Source organism: Mesopusillimonas faecipullorum, from assembly GCF_020539505.1.
Classification (GTDB): domain Bacteria; phylum Pseudomonadota; class Gammaproteobacteria; order Burkholderiales; family Burkholderiaceae_B; genus Mesopusillimonas; species Mesopusillimonas faecipullorum.
In genome coordinates, this window is record NZ_JACDXW010000001.1 from 357655 (window position 1) to 370082 (window position 12428).

At 57.5% G+C, this 12428-nt stretch carries 12 protein-coding genes; 6 read left to right on the forward strand and 6 right to left on the reverse strand.

Annotated features, from left to right (window positions below):
- The first annotated feature begins 123 nt into the window (after positions 1-123).
- The 6 genes from msrB to H0484_RS01710 all read left to right on the forward strand — a co-directional run bounded on the left by msrB (position 124) and on the right by H0484_RS01710 (position 3262).
- The gene (gene msrB / locus H0484_RS01685) at positions 124-525 is read left to right on the forward strand and encodes a peptide-methionine (R)-S-oxide reductase MsrB (RefSeq protein WP_226952699.1); all 402 of its coding nucleotides are present in this window, start codon (positions 124-126) and stop codon (positions 523-525) included.
- The gene (locus H0484_RS01690) at positions 522-1094 is read left to right on the forward strand and encodes a septation protein A (protein WP_226952700.1); all 573 of its coding nucleotides are present in this window, start codon (positions 522-524) and stop codon (positions 1092-1094) included. The genes msrB and H0484_RS01690 overlap by 4 nt, the downstream gene beginning before the upstream one ends.
- A gap of 4 nt (positions 1095-1098) precedes the next feature.
- Positions 1099-1380, forward strand: coding sequence for a BolA family protein (locus H0484_RS01695; protein WP_226952701.1), 282 nt, complete (start codon positions 1099-1101; stop codon positions 1378-1380).
- Complete coding sequence (locus H0484_RS01700; protein WP_226952702.1) at positions 1377-2153, forward strand: peptidylprolyl isomerase; 777 nt, start codon at positions 1377-1379, stop codon at positions 2151-2153. The genes H0484_RS01695 and H0484_RS01700 overlap by 4 nt, the downstream gene beginning before the upstream one ends.
- Positions 2154-2402: 249 nt before the next feature.
- Positions 2403-2711, forward strand: coding sequence for an ArsR/SmtB family transcription factor (locus tag H0484_RS01705; RefSeq protein ID WP_390624804.1), 309 nt, complete (start codon positions 2403-2405; stop codon positions 2709-2711).
- Between the two features lie 26 nt (positions 2712-2737).
- Positions 2738-3262, forward strand: a complete 525-nt coding sequence (locus H0484_RS01710) for a rhodanese family protein (RefSeq protein WP_226952703.1) — start codon at positions 2738-2740, stop codon at positions 3260-3262.
- An 8-nt stretch (positions 3263-3270) separates the two neighbouring features.
- On the opposite strand, the gene ligA is transcribed toward H0484_RS01710, so the two are convergent.
- From ligA to H0484_RS01740, 6 genes are all read right to left on the reverse strand, one after another.
- Positions 3271-5298 carry an NAD-dependent DNA ligase LigA gene (ligA, locus tag H0484_RS01715; RefSeq protein WP_226952704.1) on the reverse strand — a complete coding sequence of 676 codons (2028 nt, stop codon included), beginning with the start codon at positions 5296-5298 and terminating at the stop codon, positions 3271-3273.
- Positions 5299-5301: 3 nt separating this feature from the next.
- Positions 5302-6291 carry a cell division protein ZipA C-terminal FtsZ-binding domain-containing protein gene (locus tag H0484_RS01720; protein WP_226952705.1) on the reverse strand — a complete coding sequence of 330 codons (990 nt, stop codon included), beginning with the start codon at positions 6289-6291 and terminating at the stop codon, positions 5302-5304.
- A 44-nt stretch (positions 6292-6335) separates the two neighbouring features.
- Positions 6336-9860, reverse strand: coding sequence for a chromosome segregation protein SMC (gene smc, locus H0484_RS01725; RefSeq protein ID WP_226952706.1), 3525 nt, complete (start codon positions 9858-9860; stop codon positions 6336-6338).
- Between the two features lie 110 nt (positions 9861-9970).
- Entirely contained in the window at positions 9971-10618 is a 648-nt protein-coding gene (locus H0484_RS01730; protein ID WP_226952707.1) for a flavin reductase family protein, read from the reverse strand.
- Positions 10615-11097 carry an aromatic-ring-hydroxylating dioxygenase subunit beta gene (locus tag H0484_RS01735; RefSeq protein ID WP_226952708.1) on the reverse strand — a complete coding sequence of 161 codons (483 nt, stop codon included), beginning with the start codon at positions 11095-11097 and terminating at the stop codon, positions 10615-10617. Before H0484_RS01735 ends, H0484_RS01730 begins: the two co-directional genes overlap by 4 nt.
- Positions 11094-12428, reverse strand: a complete 1335-nt coding sequence (locus H0484_RS01740; protein WP_226952709.1) for an aromatic ring-hydroxylating oxygenase subunit alpha — start codon at positions 12426-12428, stop codon at positions 11094-11096. The genes H0484_RS01735 and H0484_RS01740 overlap by 4 nt, the downstream gene beginning before the upstream one ends.

Genomic DNA, 12428 nt, shown 5'->3' on the forward strand with positions numbered 1-12428 from the left:
TCGATTAACATAGTCTCCCACGCTCGAAGCGTTGGCGCACTTCCTGTAAACCCGCGTATTTAGGCTTGCGGGCGTGCCGACCTAAAAGCATGTGCTCAACCCACGCATTCCGAATTTGCCGCTATGTCTTTTCCGAAAGTCCGCAAAACCGAAGCTGAATGGCAAGCTCAGCTGTCACCCATGTCTTTCCATGTACTGCGTCAGAAAGGCACCGAGCGCCCATTCTCGGGAGCTTATTGGCAAACCACTCAGCTGGGTTTGTACCGCTGCGCAGGCTGTAACACGCCGCTGTTCCACTCTGACACCAAGTTCGACGCAGGTTGCGGCTGGCCCAGTTACTTTGCACCCATAGACCCCGAGCGACTGATAGAAGAAACCGATCACAGTCATGGCATGGTGCGCACTGAAGTCATGTGCCGTCAATGCGGCGGCCATCTGGGTCACGTTTTCCCCGACGGCCCCGCGCCGACCGGCCTGCGCTTTTGCATCAACTCCGCGTCCATGACGTTCGAACCCCAAGAATGAAAAAGCTGCTTTTCGATCTCTTCCCCCTGATTCTGTTTTTCCTGGCGTTTCGCTACGCGGATATTTTCACCGCTACCGCTGTCGCCATGGTTGCCGGCGTGGGCCAGATTGCCTGGCTTAAGATCAAGCGCTCAACCATAGAACCCATGCATTGGGTCAACTTGGGCATCATCCTTGTGTTTGGCGGCGCCACGCTGTTCTTCCACGACGATACCTTCATCAAATGGAAGCCCACCGTACTGTATTGGCTGTTTGGTTTGGCGCTGCTACTGGGTAAATGGCTGTTTGGCCGCAACGTCATTCAAGGCGTCATGGGCAAACAGATTACTTTGCCCGACCCGGTCTGGACGCGGCTCAATCTTGCCTGGGCATTGTTCTTTTTCGTGTCCGGCGCACTGAATCTTTATGTCGCCTTTTCCGGCCAATTCACCGACTCACAATGGGTCAACTTCAAGGTGTTCGGCCTGATGGCGTTGATGATCGTGTTCATACTGGCTCAGTCTGTCTGGCTGGGTCGCCATATTGCTCACGAATCCCCTGACGCTTCTTCCTCTTCCAAGGAGCCCTGAATCCATGTCCGCACAAGACCGCGCTGAGCTGCTTCGCGCGCGACTGGCTGCGTTACAGCCCGACACCCTAGAGATCATCGACGAGTCTCATATGCATGCCGGCCATGCCGGCGCACAGACTGGCGCAAGCCATTTTCGAGTGCGCATTTCCTGTGCGCAATTCAATGGCAAACTGCCCTTGGCCCGCCATCGCCTCGTGTATGATTTGGTCCAAGATCTCATCCCCCATCCCATCCATGCGCTGGCCATAGACGCCAAGCCAAGTTCCAACAAAGGCAACACATGAAACGACTCGCAACGCTGACTCTCGCAATTGCGATGGCCGCACCTGTTTACGCCCAGAACCTCGCAACGGTCAACGGCAAGGCTATCCCGCAAAAACAATTTGATGAACTTGTCGCCTTGCTCGTCGAGCGTGGTGAAGCCGACACCCCCGAACTGCGCGAGCGCGTCAAGCAAGAAATGATCAACGGCGCAGTTTTTGTTCAGGCGGCCGAAAAAGCCGGCCTGGATAAAAAAGCCGATGTGCGCCAAGAGCTTGAACTGGCCCGCCAAAGCATTCTGGCCCATGCCCTGATGTCAGACTACCTCGAAAAGAACCCCGTCACCGACGCCCAGGTTCAAGCCCGTTACGACGAAATCAAAGGCGCACAAGCCGACCGTCAAGAATACAAGCTACGTCACATTCTGGTCAAAGACGAAGCTGAAGCCAAGAAACTGATCGCCGACATCAAGGGCAAGAAAACCACTTTCGAAGCGGCAGCCAAAAAAAGCTCCATCGACCCCGGTAGCGGCCAAAATGGCGGCGACCTGGGCTGGGGTCCGGTCACCAATTACGTGCCCGAATTCGCTGCAGCCGCCGAAAAGCTGAAAAAAGGCGAAATGACGCAAGAGCCTGTGCAAAGCCAATTTGGCTGGCACGTCATCGAAGTCGAAGACACACGCGCCTTGCAGTTCCCCGCACTCGACTCCGTGCGCCCTCAGATCGAAGACATGCTGCGCCAGCAAAGCCTGGCAAAAATGCGCGACGACCTGATGAAATCGGCCACGATCAAGTAAGTAACAAACATGGCGGCGCCGACTCATGGCGCCACCTGAAAGACCCAAACCCGGCAGGCTTTCTTGCAAAGCAGCCGGGTTTTTTTATTTCCTCATGACTTCAATCCCGCATAGCGCACACAGCGCCATGGTGGCTGGGTACTTGGGTGCCTATCCCAATTGGTGAAGAAGACACCCTTCTTCGAGCATAAAGGCCAATCTTTCTTTTTATATAAGAAAGTGCTAAATTAGAATAATACGAAATAACAAATGATGACTATGCAAGATCAGCTGTTCATACAGGAAGGCGCCGTCAAGGCGGCTGCCATGCTGCGAGCCGTTGGCAATGAGCATCGCTTGCTGGTGCTGTGTTTACTTATCGAACACGGCGAAATGACAGTGGGAACTTTGCACGAATATGTTCCCCTCAGCCAATCCGCACTCTCTCAGCATCTGGCCAAAATGCGCGAGGAAGGTTTGATCACGTTTCGCCGAGAAGCCCAAACCTTGCATTACCGGATCGATAACCCTGACGTGAAGACGCTCATTGCCACGCTCAAAACCATTTTCTGCCCTTGAGACCGACCACCTGGAGTCCTATCCTCATGTCTTTGAAACCCATCTCTGCTCAAGCCGCCCACGAACTACTTGATCAAGGCGCCGTCCTGATCGACATCCGAGCGGCGGACGAACATGCTAGGGAACACATTGCTGTCGCCCGCAACGTTTCCATGGAGAATCTGAAAAAGGCATCGCCACTTAATGTCGCGGCAGGCGTCATTTTCCATTGCCGCTCAGGCAATCGCACACAGCTTAATGCCACTACGCTCAGCGCTTGCGCGGCTTGCGACGCTTATGTGCTGGAAGGTGGGCTGGATGCCTGGAAGCAAGCTGGGCTGCCAGTAGTAAAAGATGCTTCCCAGCCTATGGAGCTGCAACGGCAGGTACAGATTGCGGCGGGCACACTGGTCTTATTAGGAGCAGTGCTGGGTGCCACCGTCTCGCCATGGTTCCACGCCCTGTCAGGGGCAGTCGGTGCCGGTTTGATTTTTGCCGGTGTGTCTGGTTTGTGCGGGATGGCCCGCCTGCTGATGCATATGCCCTGGAACAACACGACAAAGCCGGCTTGAGTCCGGGGTTAAGCCAGTAAGGCTAGCAGTCCTTCCTCGTCCAGAATGGGCACGCCCAGCTGTTGAGCCTTTACCAGCTTGCTACCGGCCTCTTCGCCGGCAACCACATAAGCCGTTTTACCCGACACCGAGCCGCTGACCTTGCCGCCGACAGCAAGAATACGCCGGGTGGCTTCGTCACGGGTGAGCGTAGGCAAAGTGCCTGTCAGCACAAAGGTTTTGCCGGCCAAGGCCTGCCCACCCTGAGGCGCAGCCTCGGCTTGTGGTTCGACTCCGGCAGCCAGTAATTTGGCTACGATCTCGCGGTTGTGCGGCTCTGCAAAGAAACGCGCCACGGAATCCGCCACTACCGGCCCCACATCGGGTATCGTCAGCAAGCTTGCTTCATCGGCTTGCATCACAGCCTGCATAGAGCCCAGACAACGCGCCAAATCGCGCGCGGTAGTCTCACCCACATGACGTATCCCCAAAGCAAACAACAGCCGCCCAAGCTTGGGACGGCGAGCCTCATCGAGTGCGGCGATCAAATTTTCCGCTGATTTGCGGCCCATGCGCTCATAGTTAAGCAGCTCTTCAACACGCAAGGTGAACAAGTCCGCCAGCGAGGTGATGCGCCCGCTATCGACCAGCTGCTCTACCAGTTTCTCGCCCAGACCTTCGATATCCAGCGCCTTACGGCCCGCGGCGTGCAACAGGCTTTGCTTACGCTGAGCCGAGCAATACAAGCCCCCAGTGCAACGCGAGATCGCTTCGCCCTCAAGGCGCACGATGGCGGAATCGCAAATCGGGCATCGCGTAGGCATGACGAATGCCTGCGTATCGGGGCCGCGCAACTCGGTGACGGCACCCACGACTTCGGGTATGACGTCGCCTGCGCGGCGCACGATGACGGTATCACCTATGCGAACGTCCTTACGCTTGATTTCATCTTCGTTGTGCAGCGTGGCATTTGTAACCGTTACGCCGCCCACGAATACGGGTTTAAGACGCGCCACTGGCGTAATGGCACCGGTACGCCCTACCTGCACTTCTATGTCCAGCAGGCGCGTCATTTCTTCTTGGGCCGGGAATTTGTGCGCAATGGCAAAACGCGGTGCACGGGCCACAAAACCCAGCACTTGCTGCGCCTGTAGCGCATTGACCTTGAACACCACTCCGTCAATGTCAAAGGGCAGCGCGTTACGTTTGGCCTGAGCCGCCAAGTAAAAATCCAATAGACCTTGAGCGCCTCGTACAACACGCCTGTCGGTATTAACCGGCAAACCCATTTGCATGAGCGCATCCAGCACACCCATTTGCGTAGGGGGCACAGCCTTCCCCTGCCATTCACCCCAGCCATAGGCCATGAAACGCAGCGGGCGCTGAGCGGTAATGCGGGGGTCAAGCTGACGCAGGCTGCCCGCCGCGGCATTACGAGGGTTGACGAATATTTTTTCGCGACGCCCCTGCTGAGCCTGGTTCAAGGCCTCGAAATCAGCGCGGTACATAAGCACCTCGCCACGCACTTCCAGTACTTGCGGGCACTCGGCCCCTAAAGACAGTGGAATAGAACGCATGGTGCGAACGTTGTGCGTGACGTCTTCACCGACTTGACCATCGCCGCGCGTGGCGGCTTGCACCAAACGCCCTTGCTCGTAGCGCAAACTGATGGCGGTGCCATCGAATTTGTATTCGCCCGTGTATTCAACTTGTCCGCCCGGCGTCAACAAGCCGGCTGCAAGCAAAGTGTCACTGACACGCTTGTCAAATGCATGAATCTCTTCTGCATCGAAAGCATTGGCCAGCGACAACATGGGAATGGAATGGCTGACACTGGCAAACGAAGCCGCCGGCGTCGCGCCTACACGCTGCGTGGGCGAATCCGGCGACAACCACTGTGGATACTTGTCTTCCAGCGCCTCAAGCTCGCGCAGCAAGGCATCGTATTGCGCATCCGAGATGGTCGGCGCATCATCTACGTAATAGCGCCGATTGTGCGCTTCGATGGTGCTTCTGAGGGCTAGTATGCGTTCGTATTCTGGCGAGTCGCTCATCATGAATCAGGAAAACAAGCGCAAGGTACGTGTGTCACCGGCCACGAAGCCAACACGCGTCAGCGACTGGCTCATGCCCAGCACCTGCTGATCTATCGCTGCGTCGGCCTGCGGCATGACAGGATTACCTTGCTCATCCAACAACTGAGCGTTCAGGCGCGAAGCCAGATCACGCCCCACCCCCGCCATGCGGCTGAAAGCCTGCTCATCGATCTGGCAGTTGGGCACATCCAGAATCAGATCCAAGCGCTCTATGCGCTGTTCGGCATTTGGCACCAAGGACAAGGTAAATCTAGGTAAGCCGGTATCGGACATCCACGCCAACTGGTCGCCATACATGACGAAACCGGTTTCCCTGACTATGGGCTCCACTTCATCCAGAGGGCGCGACATGGCAGGCTTGATGCCCAACACCACTTGCGCATCGACCTCGGCACACAAGGCATCTAGTTGGTTCGCCTGACTGAGTACGGCCTCTTGCTCGGGGCCTTCCACCGTGCCGTCAAAGCTTTGCGCCAATCTTTGGGCAGCCGACCATAGGTGCGACCAACCGATATCGGTCAACGGACCTTGGCGGTTGGCCAACAGTACGGTCAAGTGCAATGACCCATAAGACTCGTCAGCACGTAGCTGGCTGGTATGCGAACCCGAATCGCGCATGACCAGCACCCGCACAGGCTTACCTACGGATTGCGTCAAGCCCTGCAAAGCGTCGCGCAGCTGAGGACCGGGGACAGGGTTGGCAAAACTGACATCAATGACCGCTTCACAAGTCGGATCTGCCTCCTCGGCGTCTTCGTTCGCCGCCACCATACCCGGCTCGCGCCGCCCTACCGACGGCGCGCCCGCAGCACCGAGCAAAGGGTCGTGCTCGCCCTCGGGGAAATGGGCTTGCATGCGCCTACGGGCTCGCCTGTCTTGCCACCAGTTGAACGCCACCACCAATGCAATCAGGATGACGCCTGCTGCTACCAGTGCTATTTGCAAATCACTCATTGTCCGCCCCATCGGGTTTGGAAAAACGTATTGTCATGGTCGAGTCAAATTTCTGCCAATTGCAGGGCGGACTCAATATCCACCGCCACTATGCGCGACACGCCCTGTTCTTGCATGGTAACCCCGACAAGCTGGCGCGCCATTTGCATGGCAATTTTGTTGTGTGAAATGAATAAAAATTGTGTCTGATCGCTCATGCTGCTGACCAGATTGGCATACCGTTCGGTATTCGCGTCGTCCAGTGGCGCATCGACTTCGTCGAGCAGGCAGAATGGCGCGGGGTTGAGCTTGAAGAGCGCAAACACCAGTGCCGTGGCGGTAAGGGCTTTCTCGCCCCCCGAGAGCAGATAGATAGTACTGTTGCGCTTGCCAGGCGGCTGCGCCATCACCTGCACACCCGCATCCAGTATCTCGTCGCCCGTCATCATCAGCCTGGCCTCGCCCCCACCAAACAGTTTGGGGAAAAGCTCGCCGAAATGTCCATTCACAATATCAAAGGTCTCTTGCAACAACTCACGCGTTTCTTTGTCTATCTTGCGAATTGCAGCCTCAAGGGTCTCGATGGCGCTCATCAAGTCGTCATGCTGCGCGTCAAGGAAGCCTTTGCGCTCACGTGCGGTATTCAATTCTTCCAGAGCTGCCAGGTTCACCGGGCCCAAGCCATCGATCTGACGTGAAATTCTTTGAACCTCGGATTGCAGCCAGTTGACGCGCAACCACTCCTCAGGCTGCTGCTCAAGCATCTGGGACAAGGCCTCGCGGTCTACCTGATGGGCATCCAGTTGCTCGGCATATTGCTCGACTGCCAGTCGCGCTGCTTGTTCTTGCAGTTGCAACTGCATGATGCGCTGGCGCCGAGGTTCGAGCGAGCGCTCAAGCTCGAGCCGCCGCTCGTCGGCTGCACGCAGTGAGGCGGCAAGGTTGTCTTGTTCTATACGTGCTTGCGTCAGGATTTCTTCGCTCTGAGCCCGTTGTTCGAGCGCGTCTTGCAGGCCTGTCTGGGCTGCCGTGGCGTCCAGCTCGAATAGCTCGCCCTGCAACCCTTCAAGTTCGTCCTGGGCACGCTGGACTTGCTCGGCAGCCAGTTGCTGATTGCGTTGCAGATCGCCCGTGCGGGTATGCAGGGCTCGAATGGCAAATTGCGTTTCCTGCACCTGGCGCTCAATATTGCGCAGGGCTTGGCGCGCTTGTTCAGCTTGTTCGGCCAAATCTTCGCCAGACATCTGCGCATCGGCGTAACGCGTCTGGTGCTCGGCCAGTTCGAGATCCAGGGTTTCGAATCGCGCTTCCGCTTCATCACGACTGGCAGCAAACTCTTCGCCCTGGCCTTTGATCTCCGCTAATTCGTCGTGAATACGCTGCGCACGCTCGCCGGACTGCCTAGCTTGCTGTTGCAAACGGGAATGCTCTAACTGAATATCGTGCAGGCGGCGCGTAAGCTCGGAGACCCGCATACGCGCGGGCCCCACAGCCTGTGAGACCTGTTGCCAAAGGGCTTCGGCACGCGCCACCTCGGACACGGCTTGATCCGCCATGAGCTGGCGCGCCTTGAGCTCGCGTTGCAGATTCTCGATTTCTTGCTGGCGCGCCAACATCCCGGCTTGCTCGGAGTCTGGCGCATAGAACCGGACACCGTGTTCATCTACCAGATGCCCTTGTTGAAGCACATACACGCCGCCGGGCGGCAACTGGGCACGGCTAGCCAAGGCGCTAGGCAGGTCGGAGGCCACGAAAGCGTGCGCCGTCCAGTCGTCTAGCACGGAGCGCAGATCGGGGTCTGTGATGCGCAGTTTTTCAGCCAGTGCGGTAAAGCCGGCGAGCCTGGTAGCGGGCGCTTTGGCGATGGCCGGCTGATAGAACGCCAGCCTGGCCGGGGGCGGATCGTTGACGAAGGCACGGGCGTGCTCGAGCTGTCGGATTTCGAGCGCCGTCATGCGTTCGCGCAGTACGGCCTCGAAGGCGGTTTCCCAGCCTGGCTCGACGTGCAGCTTTTGCCAGAGCCGCGACAAGGAGCTTAGCCCCTGTTGTTCCAGCCAGGGCTGTAAGGCGCCTTGCTTTTGCACGTCTTGTTGAAGTTTGATCAATGCCGACAAGCGTGCCTCGATGCGCGCCTGCGCATCGGTTTCTTCGCGAGATTTGGCATGGGCCTGCGCTCGGGTAGCGTCTAAGCCAGGCAGACGGTCTTCGAGCTCGGCCAATTGCCCTTGCGCTTCTTCGAGCTGCTCTTGCTGCATGGCCTGCTCGCCGGCCAAATGCTCGAGAGCGGCTGGGTCGGGCGCATCCAGCTCGCGCAGTTCTTGCTCAAGACGCTCGCGCCGCTGAGCCAATTGATTCAGCTGGCGGTCGGCATCACGCTGAGCCTGGGCCACCAAGGCCAGATTCTGCTCGACACGCGCCAGCACGCTGCGCATTTCTTCACGCGACGCCCCAGCCGCACGCACTTGAGCATCCAGGTCGGGCAACGCTTGAGCGGCAGACTCGACGCCGGCTTGCTCTTGCTCAAGGCGCGCTTCGAGCTCTTCAGCCTCTTGCGCGGCTTGTTCGATTTGGTCTTGGCAATGCGCCTGCTGCGCCTGCCATTCTTCTATCTGGGCTTGCAACTGGCTACGCCGACTTTGCAAACGGTTGCGTGAGTCAACCACATGGCGGATTTCCGCCTCGAGACGGCTAACCAGCGCCCCTGACTCGAACACTTTGCCCTGAGCCGCGTGCACGGCATCGCCAGCCGCATAATGCGCCTGACGACGAGACTCGAGTTCGGCCTCGCAGTGGCGCAAATCGGCGGTTGAGCCTTCGAGTTCGGTCTGGGCTTGCTCAATGGCCAAGAATTTTTCTTTCTGATCTTGGTGAGCCTGGCGCTCCTTCAGCAGCCACAACGCATGCTGTTTGCGTTCGCCGTCTTCTTGCAGCCCCCGGTAACGCATGGCGACCTCGGCCTGCGTCTCGAGTTTTTCTAGCTGACTGCCCAATTCGCGCAAGATATCTTCAACACGAGTCAGGTTCTCGCGCGTATCGGCAATGCGGTTTTCGGTTTCCCGGCGCCGTTCTTTGTAACGCGAAACGCCTGCGGCTTCTTCGAGATAAACACGGAGCTCTTCGGGACGCGCCTCGATGAGGCGGTTGATCATGCCCTGGCCAATAATGGCGTAGCCGCGCGCGCCCAGGCCGGTACCCAGGAAAATGTCGTGGATGTCGCGGCGGCGCACCTGCTGATTATTGACGAAATAGCTGCTGGTGCCGTCTCGGGTGAGCACCCGGCGGACCGCGATTTCGGCATAGGTGCTCCATTGCCCCGCTGCGCGCCCTTCGGAATTATCGAACACCAATTCGACTGAAGCGCGGGCCGCCGGCTTGCGGTTGCCGGAGCCATTGAAAATGACGTCCTGCATGGATTCGCCACGCAGCTCTGAGGCCCGGGTTTCGCCCAGCACCCAGCGCACGGCGTCAATGATATTGGACTTTCCGCATCCGTTAGGCCCCACCACCCCCACCAATTGGCTGGGCGTAGGAATGGCCGTCGGTTCCACAAACGACTTGAACCCGGCTAATTTGATTTGAGTCAGGCGCACAATAAAACGGACAAAACGGCGGACATGGGCAGGCGAAGGCCCCGCAGGAAGGAATCCTCTTATGATAACGCAACGGCAGGCTCCGCCCGGCCTTCAATGCCTTACAAATATCAGGAATTGTGAACGTCGCGCGGCGTCGGAGGTTCGCACTGGATGAGCTCGCCCAAAGTGGCGTAAAAAGGACCGCCCAGGCGTGCCAGCGGTTGCAGCGCCAAACTGTTGACGCGCCGCCCGTCAAATATGTCGTGCGCCAGGTGAAAGGCAACGACTTCGCCTATATAGAGCACATTCATGCCCGTGCCCAGCGGTAGACGATGACGCAGCACACATTCCATTTGCGCTTTTGCCCAGGCAATGCGCGGCACCGGCACCTGCAAACCAGGCAGCAACGGAATGCCCAAGGCCGCCGCTTCGCCCGCTTCGGGAGGATAGGCCGCACTGCTTTCGTGCACGGTCTCCACCAGCGAAATCGACGGAATATTGACGACGAAACTCTGGGTTTGCTCTATGTTGCGCGCCGTGTCTTTCAAGCGATTGTCTTGCTCGATGCTGATATTGACCGCCAGCATGGGCGGAGACTGCGACACATAGTTGAACGAGCTGAACGGTGCGACGTTGACGACACCTTGTTCGCTACGCGTGCTGATCCAGGCGATAGGCCGCGGCACCACTACGCCCGAGACCAAGCGGTAGACCATGGCGGCATCCAGTGTTTCAGCCTTCAGGCTGGTGTAGTCGTCATTCGTCAGTATCGTCATATGAAAAGCTGTATAGCCGGAAGATAGCTGTCGCAACCCAATAGCACTATGCGCTTTTCAACTATGCGCAAAGCGCCCTCAACACGCCGCAAACCATAACGTACCGAAGCCCCAAGCAGCACTTGCTTGTCTGCCTGGCGCTCTATGTACATCAATTGGCAAGACACAGCGGCCAAACCGTTGGCCATATCCGGCAAGACCCGGGGCTGCTGCACGACATGCAAACCGCGCACACGGGGATGCAGGGAATGCGCATGAGCGTGCTGCATTCTATCAATACGCAACTTCAGCAACATACGATCTTCGAGCGCAATCGAGGCATGCAGCTCTTTTTCTGTCTGTTGCTCGTGCAAGGGCACCCAATACACGCCATCTTCAGCGAACAATTCGTACCACTCAGGGTAGCGCTGCTCGTCTAGCAAAAGATTTTCGTGATAGACGAAATCCACTAGCGCTTGTTGCAGGTTTTCTTGCGTCATGATGACTCCTTCGTATCGGGCTGCATCAACGCTTGCCAGGCCCTGAACTGATTACGCATAAGCGCCTCGCTATTGCCATCGGCCAAGCTGTTGTCTTCTTGATCTAATTCGGCGAGGGTGAACTGGCGTTGCAGGTTTACCCATGGATTGCCGGCGCTGGCCAAGGAGCTTTGCTGGCTTTCAAACAAATGCACGTCGTCGTGACCCACGACACTCATGGGCGAAAACACCAGTCGGCTATACATAAGCCCACGCTTGAGCAGCACCTCGGGCGCTCCTTTAGGCTGAAAGGACCAGACTTCCAAACGCGTCAGATTGGCGCTAACAGGACGCAGCACGCGAATGATTTGAGGCGAACCCTTAGAAGCCATGGAAGGATAAAACACCACGTTCTGAGGCGAGAACGACAAGATCTCCCCCGCACGCTCGGGTCCATGTGCCTGTTCGAGTTGTTGCTGATAGTTGGGAATATCTGAGTAAGCCGAGTGAATGCTGAACTCAGTGCCCAGAATGCTGTGGCCATTGGGCAAGGTGCGTGCGCCCATTTTGGAATAGAAGTCGTAACCCGCACCAAAAGGCAGCAGTTGCTCTAGCGCCGCCGGATTGGCGTCGGAGAACTCTTGGCTGATTTTCCCCGCCGTGCCGGAAGCCGACTCATGGGTGGAAATGGGATGCACCGAATCGTTGATATTTTCTATATACATCTTCCAGTTGCAATGAATCTCGGCGCGCACGCAGCCACCAGCAACCTGCAACTCGCCCACGGGTGAACGGTCGGCCATATTGTCCAGCGCCTTCAAGGCCGGACCAAAAAAACCATGAAAATCAGCGCCTTCTTGACTAAGACGCGCAAACACAAAGCCGCGGTATTCGGCAACTCCACCTGGCTGGGAAAGCCCTTGCGCCGCGACGCTGTGCTCAAAACCCGTGCCTTCGTAGCCTGCTTTCAAAGACACCCCTCGCAAGCGCCCATCAAAATCAAAGCTCCAAGCATGGTAGGGGCAACGCAACAAGCGCGGCACCTTGCCGCTAGGCTCGCTCAGTAAGCGTGCGCCCTTATGTGCGCAGCGGTTGATGAGTACACGCACGCCACCATCGGCATGTCGAATCATGATGACAGGGGTGCCTACCAGGTCTACAGTGATGTAATCACCTGTTTCGGGTACCTGGCTGGCATGCCCCACATACAGCCATGAGCGGGCGAACAGCCTTTCACGCTCAAGCTGAAAAATTTCCTCGCTGATATATACGTCTCGGTGCACTTGCGTGGCCTCAACCAAGCCTTGCAAGGCTTGGGGATCCGAGCGATAGCCCACGTCATTCTTACTCAT